The 15,088-nt window shown below is 46.4% G+C and carries 16 protein-coding genes and 2 pseudogenes; 8 read left to right on the top strand and 10 right to left on the bottom strand.

Annotated elements, in window-relative coordinates; all coding sequences use genetic code 11:
• The first annotated feature begins 137 nt into the window (after positions 1–137).
• From rpsP to rplS, 4 genes are all read left to right on the top strand, one after another.
• Entirely contained in the window at positions 138–395 is a 258-nt protein-coding gene (gene rpsP, locus FTU69_RS03990; RefSeq protein ID WP_004809941.1) for a 30S ribosomal protein S16, read from the top strand.
• A gap of 28 nt (positions 396–423) precedes the next feature.
• On the top strand, positions 424–972 hold the full coding sequence (rimM, locus tag FTU69_RS03985; RefSeq protein WP_016658481.1) for a ribosome maturation factor RimM: 549 nt from the start codon (positions 424–426) through the stop codon (positions 970–972).
• Between the two features lie 26 nt (positions 973–998).
• Positions 999–1,748 (top strand): tRNA (guanosine(37)-N1)-methyltransferase TrmD, encoded by a 750-nt coding sequence (gene trmD, locus FTU69_RS03980; RefSeq protein ID WP_168398901.1) that lies wholly within the window; start codon positions 999–1,001, stop codon positions 1,746–1,748.
• A 173-nt stretch (positions 1,749–1,921) separates the two neighbouring features.
• Positions 1,922–2,296, top strand: coding sequence for a 50S ribosomal protein L19 (gene rplS / locus FTU69_RS03975; protein WP_003792460.1), 375 nt, complete (start codon positions 1,922–1,924; stop codon positions 2,294–2,296).
• 63 nt (positions 2,297–2,359) lie between these two features.
• Here rplS and FTU69_RS03970 read toward each other — a convergent pair whose 3' ends face one another.
• From FTU69_RS03970 to FTU69_RS14755, 6 genes and pseudogenes are all read right to left on the bottom strand, one after another.
• Positions 2,360–2,872 (bottom strand): hypothetical protein, encoded by a 513-nt coding sequence (locus FTU69_RS03970; RefSeq protein ID WP_257222764.1) that lies wholly within the window; start codon positions 2,870–2,872, stop codon positions 2,360–2,362.
• Positions 2,872–3,093 carry a triacylglycerol lipase gene (locus FTU69_RS03965; RefSeq protein ID WP_180054352.1) on the bottom strand — a complete coding sequence of 74 codons (222 nt, stop codon included), beginning with the start codon at positions 3,091–3,093 and terminating at the stop codon, positions 2,872–2,874. Before FTU69_RS03965 ends, FTU69_RS03970 begins: the two co-directional genes overlap by 1 nt.
• A gap of 123 nt (positions 3,094–3,216) precedes the next feature.
• Positions 3,217–4,191 (bottom strand): triacylglycerol lipase, encoded by a 975-nt coding sequence (locus FTU69_RS03960; protein WP_180103516.1) that lies wholly within the window; start codon positions 4,189–4,191, stop codon positions 3,217–3,219.
• 87 nt (positions 4,192–4,278) lie between these two features.
• Complete coding sequence (locus FTU69_RS03955) at positions 4,279–5,265, bottom strand: triacylglycerol lipase (RefSeq protein ID WP_168383697.1); 987 nt, start codon at positions 5,263–5,265, stop codon at positions 4,279–4,281.
• Positions 5,266–5,677: 412 nt separating this feature from the next.
• The gene (locus tag FTU69_RS03950) at positions 5,678–6,706 is read right to left on the bottom strand and encodes a lipase secretion chaperone (RefSeq protein ID WP_005180409.1); all 1,029 of its coding nucleotides are present in this window, start codon (positions 6,704–6,706) and stop codon (positions 5,678–5,680) included.
• Between the two features lie 70 nt (positions 6,707–6,776).
• A pseudogene (locus FTU69_RS14755) lies at positions 6,777–6,920 on the bottom strand (zinc ribbon domain-containing protein); the annotation flags it as partial.
• A 218-nt stretch (positions 6,921–7,138) separates the two neighbouring features.
• Between FTU69_RS14755 and FTU69_RS03945 the strand changes: the two are divergent.
• Entirely contained in the window at positions 7,139–8,107 is a 969-nt protein-coding gene (locus tag FTU69_RS03945; RefSeq protein ID WP_180103515.1) for an IS110 family transposase, read from the top strand.
• Positions 8,108–8,149: 42 nt separating this feature from the next.
• On the opposite strand, the pseudogene FTU69_RS03940 reads toward FTU69_RS03945, so the two are convergent.
• A pseudogene (locus FTU69_RS03940) lies at positions 8,150–9,076 on the bottom strand (RNA-guided endonuclease InsQ/TnpB family protein); the annotation flags it as partial.
• Positions 9,077–9,279: 203 nt separating this feature from the next.
• Between FTU69_RS03940 and truB the strand changes: the two are divergent.
• From truB to FTU69_RS03925, 3 genes are all read left to right on the top strand, one after another.
• Complete coding sequence (gene truB, locus FTU69_RS03935; protein ID WP_180087790.1) at positions 9,280–10,185, top strand: tRNA pseudouridine(55) synthase TruB; 906 nt, start codon at positions 9,280–9,282, stop codon at positions 10,183–10,185.
• 36 nt (positions 10,186–10,221) lie between these two features.
• Positions 10,222–10,989 carry a TSUP family transporter gene (locus FTU69_RS03930; protein ID WP_180103514.1) on the top strand — a complete coding sequence of 256 codons (768 nt, stop codon included), beginning with the start codon at positions 10,222–10,224 and terminating at the stop codon, positions 10,987–10,989.
• A 159-nt stretch (positions 10,990–11,148) separates the two neighbouring features.
• Entirely contained in the window at positions 11,149–11,607 is a 459-nt protein-coding gene (locus FTU69_RS03925) for a hemerythrin domain-containing protein (protein WP_075168265.1), read from the top strand.
• 69 nt (positions 11,608–11,676) lie between these two features.
• On the opposite strand, the gene FTU69_RS03920 is transcribed toward FTU69_RS03925, so the two are convergent.
• The 3 genes from FTU69_RS03920 to serA all read right to left on the bottom strand — a co-directional run bounded on the left by FTU69_RS03920 (position 11,677) and on the right by serA (position 15,040).
• On the bottom strand, positions 11,677–12,549 hold the full coding sequence (locus FTU69_RS03920; RefSeq protein ID WP_180103530.1) for a DMT family transporter: 873 nt from the start codon (positions 12,547–12,549) through the stop codon (positions 11,677–11,679).
• 155 nt (positions 12,550–12,704) lie between these two features.
• Positions 12,705–13,571 (bottom strand): DMT family transporter, encoded by an 867-nt coding sequence (locus FTU69_RS03915; protein ID WP_180103513.1) that lies wholly within the window; start codon positions 13,569–13,571, stop codon positions 12,705–12,707.
• 236 nt (positions 13,572–13,807) lie between these two features.
• Positions 13,808–15,040, bottom strand: a complete 1,233-nt coding sequence (serA, locus tag FTU69_RS03910; protein ID WP_005180397.1) for a phosphoglycerate dehydrogenase — start codon at positions 15,038–15,040, stop codon at positions 13,808–13,810.
• Positions 15,041–15,088: the final 48 nt, after the last annotated feature.

The following is a 15,088-nucleotide window of genomic DNA, read 5'->3' as shown; positions in this document are numbered from 1 at the left end:
TTCAAAACTGCGGATAAACACTTTTTGATCTTTCATTCAGGGCAAACTTCGCGTAAAATACTGCCCTCTATGAAAGGGGTTTGAAATGTATCGATGGTCGGTACAGGGATAATCCGTAAAAACTATAAGGTTGTATCATGGTAGTTATTCGTCTTACTCGCGGTGGTGCTAAAAAGCGTCCATTCTATCAAATCGTTGTAACTGATAGCCGCAATCCACGTGACGGTCGTTTCATCGAACGTATCGGTTTCTTCAACCCTACAGCGCAAGGTAAAGCAGAAAAACTTCGTTTAGATGCTGACCGTTTTGCTCACTGGGTAGCACAAGGTGCTCAACCTTCTGAACGTGTTGCTTCTTTAGCTGCTCAAGCGAAGAAAGCTGCAGCTGCTGCATAATTTTAAAGAATTAAGTAGTAGGTAGCCCATGACACCAACACAGAATGTACCCGAAGATCGTATTCAGATTGGACAGCTACGTTCAGCATATGGATTAAATGGGTGGCTCTGGGTCTATTCCAATACAGAACCTATGAGCAACATGTTTGACTACCTGCCTTGGTACATTGAGACCAAAGCAGGTTGGCAAACTGTCGATGTAAAACGTTGGAAACCACATGGCAAAGGCCTGGTTGTCAGCTTAAAAGGTGTGAGCGATCGCACTGCAGCAGACGGTCTGGTTGGCGCAAATATCTGGATTTCAAAATCGCAACTGCCTCAAGCGGGCGTGGATGAGTATTACTGGTCTGATTTAAAAGGTCTAACCGTGTTAGGTCTGGATGATGAGGAACAGGAAGTCAATCTCGGTCAAATCCACGAACTGTTTGAAACAGGTGCTAACGATGTGATGGTGGTTCGCGCAACTGCCGACAGTATCGATGGCGAAGAGCGTATGATTCCATGGCATAAAGATGTGGTACAACGCGTTGATCTCGAAACAGGTCGTATTTATGTCAATTGGGGCGTAGATTACTAATATTTTTGGAAATACGGGAGTCTGCGATGTTTTTTGCAGTCATTACGCTTTTTCCTGAAATGTTTGAAGCGATTACACGTTTCGGTATTAGCGGGCGCGCAGCACAACGTGAGTTGATGCAAATTCATTGTATCAATCCTCGCGATTATGCTGAGGGTAACTACAAACGGGTGGATGAACGTCCATTTGGTGGTGGTCCCGGTATGGTAATGATGGCTGAGCCACTGGCAAAAGCAATCCGCCGTGCCAAAGAACTTGCTCATGAAGCAGGTGCGGTCAACGTACCCGTGGTGTATATGTCACCACAAGGTCAAACCTTAAATGAACCCGCTGTACAAGGATTTGTCCAATATGACGGATTAATTGTGCTGTGTGGCCGTTATGAAGGTGTCGATGAACGTTTAATCCAGAAATATGTCGATCAGGAATGGTCGATTGGGGATTACGTGTTATCGGGCGGTGAACTGCCTGCGATGGTGTTATTGGACAGTATTATCCGGAGACTTCCGGGTGCCATGTCTGATGAACAATCCCATGTACAAGATTCATTTGTGGATGGTCTGTTAGACTGCCCACAATACACAAAGCCTGACCATTTTGAAGGTTTGGATGTGCCTGAGGTACTGAAATCAGGTCATCATGCAAATATTGAAAAATGGCGTTTTTTGCAGCGTTATCAGCGTACACTTGAGCGTCGGCCTGAACTGGTTGAACAGGTGGAACTGACCAAACAGCAGAAAAAATGGCTAAAAGATTTGCCAGAACATAAATCTTAATTTATGCTTCGGGCGCAATGAAAAGCTTGGTCTTTAGACTGAGTATTTAAATAGGCTCTTTATGTCTTGAAGCGGTCAAGCATAAAGGGAAAGTTAATCGGGTCTATGCGCTTTAGCCTCTAGCCCCAGTGGATCTCAGACCTCTTCTGACCCACACATATTGGAGATACCCCATGAGTGGTAAGCATCCTTTAGTTCAAGCTGTTGAAAATGCTCAGCTAAAACAAGACATCCCAGCTTTTGCACCAGGTGATACAGTAGTTGTTCAAGTAAAAGTAAAAGAAGGTGATCGTGAACGTCTTCAAGCATTTGAAGGTGTTGTAATTGCGAAGAAAAACCGTGGTTTGAACTCTGCGTTCACAGTACGTAAAATTTCTAGCGGTGTTGGTGTTGAGCGTGTTTTCCAAACTCACTCTCCAATCGTTGCGAAAATCGAAGTGAAACGTCGTGGTGACGTTCGTCGTGCTAAACTTTACTACCTACGCGAATTGTCTGGTAAAGCTGCACGTATTCGTGAGAAATTACCAGCGCGTAAAACTGAAGCTTAATCAGTTTTATCTCGTTGAAAAAAATGCGCCTTGTGGCGCATTTTTTTATAGCTAAAAACGGGTTTAGAGACCTTGCAGTTTGAGCCGGTTGGCATGCTGGCGATAGACCGCAACAGGGTCTGGAGCAAAAGTACCTTTTAAACCAAACAGTAAATTCACTTCATCGAGATGATTCCATGGAAAGTCATCCCGAATAGTTTTACCAAATTTAGCGCTACAGACCGAGACAATGCCATCATTGGCACCGCCTTTATAGACCGAGATCAAATCAAGGGCTTTCATAGCAGCATCACCAACATCCAGTGGATTGGTGACTTGTGTATTTCCGGTCATTGAATATAAAGCAATACCCTGATCCTGATATTTGCCTTCACCACAGGGCGTTAAAGATAAGCCCAGCTGAAAACGCTGATTAAATTCCGCGGTTCCTTCAATCGAGGTGCTATGACCTGCAGCAAAGGCATTATGCGGAAATGCATTGCCGTCCAGGCTTTGTGCCCACATGATCACTTTGCCAAAACTGCTGATTAGTACATTTAACAGGTCAGAGCTTCCTGTTTGATCCGCAAATTTCATTACATCGGAGGCCACCACGGTACACCCTGATTGGCACCACCGACAGTCAGCACCGAGGCCACCTGGTTAGGAATTACACCTGCGGCATAACGCACTGCATGTGCCCCATGACTATGGCTAATCAGGTTGACTTTTTTCGCTCCGCTGATGGCCATCACCTCCTGGAGCTGGGCCAGATATTGTTCACCACGGACTTCATCACTGGAGTTAAACGGCGACATCCGTGCTGCCCAGGCATTGCCGCCGTTACGGGCTTAAAATTTTTATTTTCATAAAGTTCCATTTTTCTTCATCATCAAAAATAAAAACCCTGCTCAAAAGAGCAGGGCAGATCATCCTTAAGTTTACAAGCCTTGCTGTTTTAAACGGTTGACATGTTGACGGTAGACACTGACCGGATCGGGGGCGAATACGGCTTTCAGACCCAGAAACTGATTGACTTCATCTAAATGGTTCCAGTTATAGTCATCGCGGATGGTTTTCCCAAACTTGGCACTACAGCGAGAGACCAGACCGTCATTTTCTTTGCCGCCATCAATCAGCAAGCTGGTGATTTTCAGGGCAGAGTCCGGGTCCAGAATATTGGTGACTGTACCAATACCGGTAAAGGAATAATTCACAACCCCATTCTGTTTATAGGCACCTTCACCGCAGGCTGTGGTTGGCATCCCCAGCGGGAATTTCTGGTTAAACTTGGCCGAGCCGGCCAGGGTCAGGCTGCCGCCGCCAGCCAGAGAATCATGCGGGAAGCTGTTCGGGTCCAAACCTTGTGCCCAGGTAATGGCTTTGGACACCAGATTGATTGCACCGACTAATGGTCCTTCAACCGGTGTGCCTTCTGCTTTTAAAATCAGGTCGGCCACTGGCGAGCCTTTATTTGGTGCACCCACCGCAGTTAAAGATGCCACCTGGTCTGGCATTACCCCTGCCACATAACGAATGGTAGGCCCGCCATGCGAATGGCCAATCAGGTTGACTTTGCCGGCACCGGTCACAGCGAGAATTTCCTCGACTTGCTGTGCCAGCTGCTCGCCACGGACCTCACTGGAGTTAAATGGCGATACCCGGGTGGCCCAGACATTACTGCCGTGGCGCGCCAGATCTGGCAGAATCTGATACCAGTAATCCAGGCCAAAATTGTCGGTCCCCAGGGTAATAAAGCCACTCATACCATGACTAAATACAATCGGATATTTGGTTTTGGCATACTGCGAGCTAACAAAAGGTGCTTTGACCTGGGTGCTGTTTGAGGCGTGAAGCTGTGTGGTGCCGCTCAATACGGTAGCGGCCAGACCGGCGATGAGATATCCATATTTCATTGTTAAATCCTCAGTCTTGTTCTTGTGAGTACAGACCGCTTACGATCTGTACGGTGTTCAGCCTTGTCACCAAGGCAATTTAAAAGTCTAGAGCTGCTGCTGTTTCAGGCGATTGGCATGCTGACGGAACAGTGCCACCGGATCCGGGGCAAAGCGGCCGGTCAGTCCGAACATCATATTGGCCAGATCGGTATGATTCAGGTTGTAGTTGTCACGAATTACCTTGCCAATATGCGAGCTGCAACGTGCCACCATGCCATCATTGTCCCTGTTGCCATACGACAGCGGCCCGAGTTGCATCAGGATGGTGTCAATATCCAGCAGATTGGTGGCTTGTGCAGTACCGGTCCAGGAGTAGTAGCGGATGCCACGATCAACTTCAGCGCCGGCCTGATCACAGTTCGCTGCCAGTGCCGTGGTCGGAAAACGGCGGTTAAAGTCCGCAGAACCGGTTTCGGTCAGGGATTTCATCGAGGCATCAAAGTTGATGGGCATATCCGGCTGTAACTGGGCATAACTGATCAGCGGGGCAATCATATAATCACCGACCAGATTAAAGACGGTGCGTAGCGCAGTACTGTTCTGAATGTCATCGGCCACTTTGGAGCCGCGGAACGTGCCACCAATACCGGTGACCGAGGCCACATATTCAGGTTTGACCGCCGCCACATAACGTACAGTCGGGCCGCCATGCGAGTGACCAATCAGATTGACCTTATTTTTGCCCGTAATGGCCAGCACATCTTCCACCTGGTGAATCAGCTGTTCACCGCGAAATTCAGTCTGATGTGCCGGAGACAGCTGCGCGGCAAACACGGTGGCGCCGTGACGCGCCAGATCGGGCAGAATCTGGTACCAGTAATCCATATTGAAAGTTTCATTGCCAATTCGCGACCAGCCAAGCCAGCCGTGGGTCATGACAATTGGATATCGGGTTTGAGCATAATGGCTGATGGCGCGTTCCTGAACCTGCAAGACGCCCGGTTCGGCCTGTACGGGTGTGCTTAAGCCAAACAGGGCCGTAGCAAGTAACAGGGCTGAACCCCATGTGGTTTTTTGTTTTAAATGATGCATAACTGATCCTTCATTTCATTTTTTTGTTTTATTGATGCAGTACCACCTGTCAAAAATTCCTCCTTTGTGGTTGTGTGCATAAAAATGTGATGATGTCTTCGATTTATATGGAATGATGACTACTCATTCCGGCAACCTGCCTGCAAATATGTCATTTCAGGCCAAAATTTATCAAAAACTACTGTTTTTATAAGAACTTAGTAATTTTAAAATCCATTGTTTAGCATAAATAAACAGTTTTTTTGAAATCGTCATTAGCCATTCAGTTATTTTTTGTAGTTGCCGATAATTGGTCGATGAAGTGCACGTGAAATGGCAGAGATATTGATAAAAAATGAGGGGGTGGTGCTTAACAGAACGTTAAACCTAGACCCATCCACCGCAATGATGGATGAGTCATCTTTAGAGGATGTTATTCGGCAAACGGCAGTTTACCGCCCTGATCGTGCACCGATTCAAAGGTATCCAGCCGCAGCTGTTCTTGCGGATTGTTAAAATACTGCTGACGTAATTCTGCGACCGCCTGCTGTTTGGCGGCATCATTCAGGCCAGCACTGAGAATCTGATCGCGTTGATTTAAATATTGGGTGACACGGGTTTTCCAGTGGCTGCGCTCGACATCCAGCTGTTCCAGACGCTGCGTGGCTTCAGGCCCGACCAGATTCAGGCGCATCTGGCGCAGTTCTGCACTGGAGCCACCACGGGCTTTAATTTCTGCGGTCAGTGCTCTTAAATCTTCCAGCTTGTTGAGCTGTTCCAGATTGGCCTGCCAGTCTTCCGGCAGCTGCTCAAACAGGGCTTTTAACTTCTGGGCTTTTTCTGCTTCGGATAGCTGTTTATTGTCCATCACACTCAGGCGCTCCAGGGTATAGTCATGATAAACATCTTCCACCCCAAACAGACCCTCAATTTCATAGGCCGAGAAAAACTGCTGACGCAGGTTTTTCATGCTAGTAAAAATGCTGCGGTAATATTGCGGACTGTCCGGATCCAGTTGCGGCGGCTGCAATTCCCCCAAACGCTCCCGATAATCCAGATAGCGCTGCCATAAATCCAGAATTTGTCCCAAGGCCGGTTCCTGATGAGTCTGGGCGATATAACGCTGAAAATCCTGACGAATCTGCTCCAGGGTTTTCTCGCCATATTGGGTAATAAAATATTCAAAACAGTTGCGGGTCTGTTCATTGACCATCAACCGGTTGCCCGAGTCGAGCTGTAACTGGCAGTTAATTTCAGTGTCCTGCTGACTGGGACTTAAAAAGGACAGGGTTGCAGAGCTGTTTGGACTGCTCACGGGTAGAGACGAGGTTGCAGATGTACGCGCTGTGGCGGCCTGTGCATGACCGGGGGATGGTGGTGAATGGGGAATTAACCAGTAAATAATGCCCATCACTGCCACGGTAATCAGGCCCAACCAGAGCCATAATTTATGTTTTTGCATTCCTATGCACCTGTTTTTCCATTGTATTTATTTTAGGTTTTCAGTTCGGCCTCAATATGCCTTGACATCCTCACCCACCTGAAAGGAGGGTAATTCCTACTGCTAGACGCTTATGCCCAAGCGCAAGTATGTTCTTGGCGGAGTTTAAATCGCGTTGATTTACACTTCCGCATTCACATTCCCATACTCTTATTCGCAAATCTGCTCTACCTTGTATCTTAGTTTGTATAGTGATTAGCTATCACTATATGAAAATTGTAGAGCTTGTGTTCTACCTAAAACTTCTAAGTTTGTCCGAAAGAGTAAGTCTACAATTTTCCCCTAATTACTCCTTTCAACTCTGAACGGTAACTAAGCACTTTGATGCTGTATTCACAAGGTTAGATCGTGATTAGTGAGTAATTAAAACACTAATGGATTGTAGAGGTACACATGATTACATTGGGTATTGATGTCAGTAAAGCCAAAATTGATTGTTGTATTTTTCCTTCTGCTCTAACTGGAAAGAGAAAAACCAAAAGGTTTGATAATGCACAATCTGGTTTTGTTAAACTCGTAAAGTGGTTAACCGAACTAGATGTTAATTTATCAGATACTCGGGCTGTAATGGAAGCTACATCGGTATATCATGAGAATCTAGCTCATTTTTTATATGATATGGAATTAACAATATGTATCGCTAATCCTGCAAGAGTTCGAGCGTTTGCAAAAGGATTATCAATGCTAAATAAAACAGATAAAGCAGATAGCGAAGCTCTCGTCTATTATGCAAATACTGTTAAGTTAGCAACATGGCAACCTGAGAAAGAAAATGTAAGAATATTAAAGGCTTTAATAAATAGATATGCAGTTCTTGAAGAAGACTTGCAACGTGAAAAGAATCGTTTAGAAAAGGCTCAATCTACTCAAACATTTCCACAAGTATTACTCTCAATTAATATTCGTATTCAACAACTTGAACAAGAGATTATTAGATTGGATGAAACGATCTCTAGTCATGTAAATGGTGATTCAGAGCTAAAAAATGATCTTGCTTTACTAACTACTATTCCAGCAGTAGGAAGGAAAACTGGATTGCTCATGCTAGGGTTATTACGCTCTCATCACTTTGAAAAAGCAAGTCAGGTCGCAGCTTATGTTGGTCTAGTTCCTATACATTTCCAATCTGGCAGTTCGGTCAATAAACGAAGTCGTTTATCAAAAGCAGGTGATAGTAAAATACGCTCTAGCCTATTTATGTCATCTATAGTTGCACTTCAATATAATCCCCATATTAAGGCACTGTATCAGCGACTACGTGAAAAAGGAAAGCCTAAAATGCTGATTGTTAGTGCTGCAATGCGTAAGTTAGTACACCTATGCTATGGTGTATTAAAACATCAAACTGCTTATCAAATATAAGGTAAATAATTACTAAATTAGGTTGACAGCCAAGACGGTATCTTTCGGACTGCTTGCGGTGATTGTACCGCAGCTCGAACAGGTTTGGGTTGTGAATCTCTCGTTGACTTCCTCAAACATGACCCCTGCGTTCTCGCATTTATACTTGAGCATGGTTTTGAGCGCTGAAAATCCTGTATCTAAAACAGATTTCGCCATTTTAGTTTTTACAAGTTTGTTCGCACTTAGATCACCAACGACAATCAGTGCATTGTCTTTCACCAGCTGGGTGCTAGCCTTGTGCAAATGGTCTTTACGACAGTTTGCAATCTTGGCGTGTAATGCACGGACACGCTTTTTATTTCTCGCTCTCTGAGCAATCCCTAATTTCTGTTCATATTGATGGTAGAACTTGGGATTGGAAATGATCGTACCATCTGAACAAGTAGCAATATCTTTTAAGCCTAGATCAATGCCCACGGCTTTTGTGGCGGTAGGTTTGTCTTGTTTGGGTGAATCAACCACTAAGCAGACATACCAACGTCCACGACTATCCTCTACAAATGAGCCTGTTTTAATGCTGTATTTCGATAGTCCGTAACTATCCCATAGCTTGAATTGATGCTTGCCATACTGAACGTATCCATCGGCATATTTAATAGTGACCTTTTTAAAGGGTATCCAACCTAGTGATCTTCTTGCTGATTTCTTATTACTGACACGCCATGTCAATTTTGATTTTTTGAACTGTTTTCTGCGAGTGACCAATTCTTCTGTTACAGCCTGAATGGTTTGGCTATGAAGATTACATTCCTTTGATGCGCCTTTCGTGTATTTAGCAATATCGTATGCTGAAAAGAATTGTTGTTTGCGCTGTAGGTGTTTGAAACACAAATCATTGACATAGTTCCAGACAAAATTAACTTCAGATGCCAATTGGTCTAGCACCTTTGTGTGACTGTTTTTTATGCGTAATTTAAGTGTTTTCATGGGCTTATATTAGCTCATATCAGACTTTAAATATTGTTTTTTAGCAATTAAACGACATTTCATGTCGTGTCGCTTATATCTCTGACCTGAAAGACAGAGGTTTACGCTCCATTTGATAAAAATGACATTGTTTTATAGAAAAGTTGTAAAGCTTGTGCTCAGATTGCTACCATGGCGCAGTTTAGAATTGTCCGATTTTTGCCATGAAAGCATCTTCTCCTAAAATTCAGCGTCGTCCTGTGCATGGCGTATTTTTATTGAATAAACCCTTGGGTATCAGCTCCAATGCTGCACTGCAAAAGGTGCGCTGGCTGTATCGTGCGCAAAAAGCCGGACATACCGGTGCTTTAGATCCATTGGCCTCTGGTTTATTGCCAATCTGTCTGGGCGAGGCGACCAAGTTTTCACATTTTCTTTTGGATTCGACCAAGCGTTACCAGACCACCATTCAGCTAGGACATAGCACCACCACCGGTGATGTTGAAGGTGAAGTGCTGTTAGAGGCTGCGGTACCGGCATTGACTGAAGAAAACATTTTAACCGTCCTGGCGCAATTTACTGGTGATATTCAGCAGGTACCGCCGATGTATTCAGCGCTAAAAAAAGAAGGCCGTCCCTTATATGAGTTGGCCCGTAAAGGCATTGAAATTGAACGGGATGCGCGTCCCATCAGTATTTATGCGCTGGAGCTGTTAGGGTTTACCGACGATAGCATTACCCTGGATGTGACTTGTTCCAAAGGCACCTATATTCGTGTACTCGGTGAAGATATTGCCAAGGCACTCGGCAGCTATGGGCATCTGACCTATTTGCACCGCATTCAGACCGGGCATTTTGATCTGATCCCAAGCTACACCCTGGATTATCTGGAAAGCCTGAGCGAAGCCGAGCGTGAAGTGCTGTTGCTGCCGGTTTATGCACCAATTGAGCATTTCCCGCAGGTACAGGTGCCAGAAGGTCGGGCCGAATATTTTTGTCGCGGCATGGAAAGTAATATTGACCATACGGCGGCAACTCAGGTATTGGTATTTGAGGGCGAGAAATGTTTAGGGCTGGCGGAAATTACCGATAAAAAACGTCTGGTGCCAAAACGGGTCCTGAATCTCTAATTTTCATCTGCACTGAGGCCACAGGATTGCCCCGATATGGATATTGAAATCGTCATCAGCCTCGTGATTTTTGCCTTCTGTGCCGGTGCAATTGATGCCGCGGTTGGTGGTGGCGGCCTGATCCAGATTCCGGCGATTATGGGCGCGATGCCGCAACTGGCACCGGCCACGGTGTTTGGCACCAACAAACTGGCCTCCATTTGTGGGACGGCTTCGGCGGCCTTTTCTTTTTTACGCAAAGTGCAGCTGCCCTGGAAATTGCTGGGGGTGATCGGGCTGTGTGCCTTTCTCAGCTCTTTCGTCGGTGCGGCCTGCGTGTCGATGATTCCGACCGATATTTTGCGGCCCTTTGTGCTGCTGATGCTGATCGTGATTGCCATCTACACCTTCATGAAAAAGCAGTTTGGCCAGCTGCATGTCCAGCAGACTTTAAACCGCAAAATGTTGCTCCTGGCGGCGTTGGGCAGTGTGCTGATTGGCTTTTATGACGGTATTTTTGGCCCGGGTACGGGCAGCTTTTTTATTTTCTATTTTATCCGCTATTTACAGGTCGATTTTTTACATGCCTCAGCCTTGTCGAAAATTGCCAATTTTATGACCAATCTGGCAGCGCTGAGTTTCTTTATTCCCACGGGGCATGTGCTGTTTATGGTTGGAGCGATGATGGCGCTGGCCAATATTACCGGTTCTCTGGTCGGGGTGCGTCTGGCCTTTAAATATGGCAGCGGCTTTATTCGGATTGTATTTCTGGTCCTGGTCAGTGTGCTGATTGTGCGCATGGCCTATCAGATGTTCTGGTTGTAAATCATTCTCATTATTAAAATTTCCCATACAAATTGCTGCAGGAACCGTCGCACGGGCTTGGCGTATAGTGAATGCTTAGCCTGACCTGTCTGCTTAACAATAATGATGCAACCCGTTGTCGGGTGTTTAAATTTTGGCATTTGAAAGGGTAATAACAACATGAATATTTTTGAAGCACTACGTGAAAGCCATGAAATACAGCGTGATCTGGCCGAGCGTTTAATCCAGACCTCGGGGGATACACCAGAACGCCGCGAGCTGTTTGATCAACTGAAAAATGAATTATTCGCCCATGCCGTGGCCGAAGACCGTTATTTTTATATTCCACTAATGATGACCGATTCCGGGCTGAATATTACCCGGCATGCGCTGGCAGAACATCATGAAATGGATGAGCTGCTGGAAAAACTGACCGAAACCGAATTTAGCAATCCGGGCTGGCTGGCGATTGCCAAGCAGCTGTCTGAAAAAGTGCATCATCATTTGCAGGAAGAAGAACATGGCTTTTTCCAGCAGGCCGGGAAAATTTTGGAAGAACGCCAGAAAACCGAGCTGGCCAAACAGTATTTAAATGAATACGGCAAATATAAAGCCATTCAAAAAGACAGTCTGGTCTAAATTCAGGACTTAAAAAAGATGGCTCTCTTGGCCATCTTTTTATTCATCTTGTTTGATCTCTCTTTTTGCTTAAGGGCTGACAGCTTTCTTACGGCTGGCTCTTAGAGTCACGCCCACGGAGGCCAGCATCACGCAGAATAAAGCGACCCATTGCAACAGGCTGATCTGTTCACCGAGTAACATCAGACCGGTTAGCGCGGCCAGTGCTGGCGATAAACTGGACAGGGTGCCATAACTGAGCTTGCTTAAATGCTGTAAGGCTTTCAGGTCCAGTGCATACGGAATGGCGGTGGCCAAAATGGCAATGGCGATGGCTTTGCCCCAGTATTGGGTATCGACTAGGGCCGCGGCATTGTGATACAGACCAATGGGTAACAGGGTCAGCGCAGCCAGACTAATGGCAATGGTGAGGGCATGCATGCCAATATTCTGCTGTACCACGCGCTGCCCGAAATAAATGTAGAGGGCCCAGCAAAAGCCGGCACCCAGCGCACAGAGGGCACCAAAGACTGAGAAATTGTCACTGTTGGCCTGTCCCCAGGGCACCATCAGCGCAATTCCCAAAATGGCTAAAAGCACCCAGATATAATCACTACGCTGTTTAATCGAGAGCAGGGCCAGTCCCAGTGGGCCAATAAATTCCAGACCAACCGCAATCCCTTGCGGCAATTTGCCCAGCGACATATAGAACAGCACATTCATCAGACACAGGGCCGCGCTATAGCAGAGCAGATCACGCCATTTTAAAAAGGACAGCCGGGAAATAATCTTCCAGGAACGGAACATCAGGCAGATAATAATGGCGGCAAAGCACAACCGTAAAATGGTCACGGTAAGCGGATCGAGCACCTCAAACAGTTGTTTGGCAAAGGAGGCACTAATCTGGTACGAAGTCATGGACAGCACCATGAACAGTACCGACAGCAGTTGAGCATTTTGCATAAGCGCACCACCAACACCGGAAGGTGTCAGCATATTGGGGAGATGCTGCTGATTATAGCAATTTGCTTAAATTTTGATGAGTAGCCGGTCAAAATAAATTCCAGCATTACACAGCAGGAAGCTCAGTCTGGCCAGATCCACACCGTTTAACTGGACTACTGTTTGCGCTGCTGCACGGTATAGGTACAACCAATGGAGGCGGCAATAATGGTGCTTAAGGCCAGCCATTGATTCCAGAGCAACTGTTCGCCCAAAAAGACAAAACCGGAGAGCGCGGCAATGGCCGGTTCCATGCTCATCAGTGTACCGAAACTGAGTGCAGTCAGGTTGCGAAGTGCAATCATTTCCAGACTAAAGGGCAAGGCGCTGGCCAGAACTGCCAAGGCAATAAAATAGATGAAATTGCCTGGTTCAAATACGCTAACAGGCAGACCATCCCATAAGGCAATGGGTAATAAAATCAGGGTACCGACTAGCATACCCAGACAGACCGTATGATTCCCGGATACACCCGATGGTTTCTGTCCGGCCACAATATATAAGGCCCAGCAGGCACCGGCGCCTAAGGCAAACAACACGCCCAGACCATCGAGCGGCTGCGCGGTCTGATCAAAAGGAAACAACAGCACCAGCCCAACAATGGCGAGGCCGACCCAAATAAAGTCGAATTTACGCCGGGCATAAAACAGCGCCACGCTTAATGGCCCGATAAACTCAAACGATACCGCAATCCCCAGCGGCAGGCGGTCAATCGCCAGATAAAACAGCATGTTCATGCCGGCCAGTGCTGCGCCGTAGCTGAAAATCGCTGGCCAGCGTATGGCTTTGGGCTGAATGTTCCAGAGCTGAAAAATCAGCATCAGCACCAGCGCGCTCAGCAGCAGCCGCATGGCAGAAACGGTCAGAATCGGAAACTGATCAAACAGCAGTTTGGCCATCGAGCCGCTGCTTTGCAGGCTGAGCATGGCAATCAGCAACAACAGCACAGCGCGGAGATGCGGCGCATTTTGAAGTATCGACATAACTGGAATGGGCTGGTTGGGAGAGTAGGGCGATCATCAACAGATCAATAGCCGCTAGCATAGCATGAACAGATGACGCTTCCATGTCGTGGCTGCGTAAGTGGCCAGCAGATAAAACAAGGCTCATTCACGATTTCAAAAGAACATGAAATAAGGATTGCGTATTGTTTTAGAAGCGGGAAATAAAAAACCACAGCGCAAGGGCTGTGGTTTTGGGTGTTACTGTCTAATTGAAATTAGAACAGAACACGTACACGGATGGTGCCTTCAACATCATGCAGCATATCCAGTGCTTCTTGAGATGCAGTTGCATCCACATCCATCACCAGATAACCGACATCACCTTTGGTCATTAAAGATTGACCCGAAATATTGATGCCTTGTTCAGCAAACAGGTTGTTGATTTTAGACAATACGCCTGGAATGTTTTTATGAATGTGCAGTAAACGGTGTTTACCTTCAGTTAATGGCAAGGCAATTTCAGGGAAGTTCACTGCAGACAGAGTCATACCCTTGTCAGAATAAGCCACAAATTTCTCAGCCACTTCCAGACCAATGTTGGCTTGCGCTTCCATGGTTGAACCGCCCACGTGTGGAGTCAGGATCACATTGTCCAGACCGCGCAGTGGAGAAACGAATTCTTCACCATTGGCTTTCGGCTCTTTCGGGAATACGTCAACCGCAGCACCAGCCAGATGACCTGATTTAATTGCATCTGCCAGATCTTCAATAATGACACAGGTACCACGTGCCGCATTCAGGAAGATCGCGCCTTCTTTCATTTGTGCAAACTGTTCTTTGCCCATAAAGTTACGGGTTGATGGAACGTCTGGCACGTGTAGCGATACCACGTCTGCATTGGCCAGCAATTCAGCCAAAGAACCGACCTGGCGCGCATTACCCATTGGCAGTTTGGTCACTGCATCATAATAGATCACATGCATACCCAGGCTTTCAGCAAGCACAGACAGTTGCGAACCAATTGAACCGTAACCCACAATACCTAAAGTCTTACCGCGTGTTTCAAAAGAACCCGCTGCAGATTTTTCCCAGCCACCGCGGTGACATGATGCCGATTTGGCTGGTACGCCACGAAGCAGCAGAATCAGTTCAGCAAGGACCAGTTCCGCAACAGAACGGGTATTTGAATATGGTGCGTTAAATACTGGAATACCACGTACCATGGCTGCATTTAAATCGACTTGGTTGGTTCCGATACAGAAACAGCCAACCGCGATCAGCTTGTTCGCAGCTTCAAAGATTTCTTCAGTTAATTGCGTACGTGAACGAATACCAATGAAGTGTGCATCTTTGACCGCTTCTTTCAGCGCTTCACCCTCAAGCGCAGTTTTACGGTAGTCGATGTTGGTATATCCGGCAGCATTTAACGTGTCGATGGCATTTTGGTGAACGCCCTCTAACAACAGGAAACGAATTTTATCTTTAGGTAGTGAAAGATGTTGGCTCATTACGGCTCCGCTACAAAGGCCAAATTTAGTGGCAGTATCATATCATAG

The sequence above is a fragment of the Acinetobacter sp. YH12134 genome (assembly GCF_013418555.1).
GTDB lineage: Bacteria > Pseudomonadota > Gammaproteobacteria > Pseudomonadales > Moraxellaceae > Acinetobacter > Acinetobacter indicus.
This window is presented reverse-complemented; position numbering and strand designations above follow the sequence as displayed.

Bases quoted from the DNA above. Each gene is read 5' to 3' on its own strand.
- rpsP (WP_004809941.1), top strand. From the start codon at position 138: ATGGTAGTTATTCGTCTTACTCGCGGTGGTGCTAAAAAGCGTCCATTC.
- rimM (WP_016658481.1), top strand. From the start codon at position 424: ATGACACCAACACAGAATGTACCCGAAGATCGTATTCAGATTGGACAG.
- trmD (WP_168398901.1), top strand. From the start codon at position 999: ATGTTTTTTGCAGTCATTACGCTTTTTCCTGAAATGTTTGAAGCGATT.
- rplS (WP_003792460.1), top strand. From the start codon at position 1,922: ATGAGTGGTAAGCATCCTTTAGTTCAAGCTGTTGAAAATGCTCAGCTA.
- FTU69_RS03970 (WP_257222764.1), bottom strand. From the start codon at position 2,872: ATGAAATTTGCGGATCAAACAGGAAGCTCTGACCTGTTAAATGTACTA.
- FTU69_RS03965 (WP_180054352.1), bottom strand. From the start codon at position 3,093: ATGTCGCCGTTTAACTCCAGTGATGAAGTCCGTGGTGAACAATATCTG.
- FTU69_RS03960 (WP_180103516.1), bottom strand. From the start codon at position 4,191: ATGAAATATGGATATCTCATCGCCGGTCTGGCCGCTACCGTATTGAGC.
- FTU69_RS03955 (WP_168383697.1), bottom strand. From the start codon at position 5,265: ATGCATCATTTAAAACAAAAAACCACATGGGGTTCAGCCCTGTTACTT.
- FTU69_RS03950 (WP_005180409.1), bottom strand. From the start codon at position 6,706: ATGCAAAAACATAAATTATGGCTCTGGTTGGGCCTGATTACCGTGGCA.
- FTU69_RS03945 (WP_180103515.1), top strand. From the start codon at position 7,139: ATGATTACATTGGGTATTGATGTCAGTAAAGCCAAAATTGATTGTTGT.
- truB (WP_180087790.1), top strand. From the start codon at position 9,280: ATGAAAGCATCTTCTCCTAAAATTCAGCGTCGTCCTGTGCATGGCGTA.
- FTU69_RS03930 (WP_180103514.1), top strand. From the start codon at position 10,222: ATGGATATTGAAATCGTCATCAGCCTCGTGATTTTTGCCTTCTGTGCC.
- FTU69_RS03925 (WP_075168265.1), top strand. From the start codon at position 11,149: ATGAATATTTTTGAAGCACTACGTGAAAGCCATGAAATACAGCGTGAT.
- FTU69_RS03920 (WP_180103530.1), bottom strand. From the start codon at position 12,549: ATGCAAAATGCTCAACTGCTGTCGGTACTGTTCATGGTGCTGTCCATG.
- FTU69_RS03915 (WP_180103513.1), bottom strand. From the start codon at position 13,571: ATGTCGATACTTCAAAATGCGCCGCATCTCCGCGCTGTGCTGTTGTTG.
- serA (WP_005180397.1), bottom strand. From the start codon at position 15,040: ATGAGCCAACATCTTTCACTACCTAAAGATAAAATTCGTTTCCTGTTG.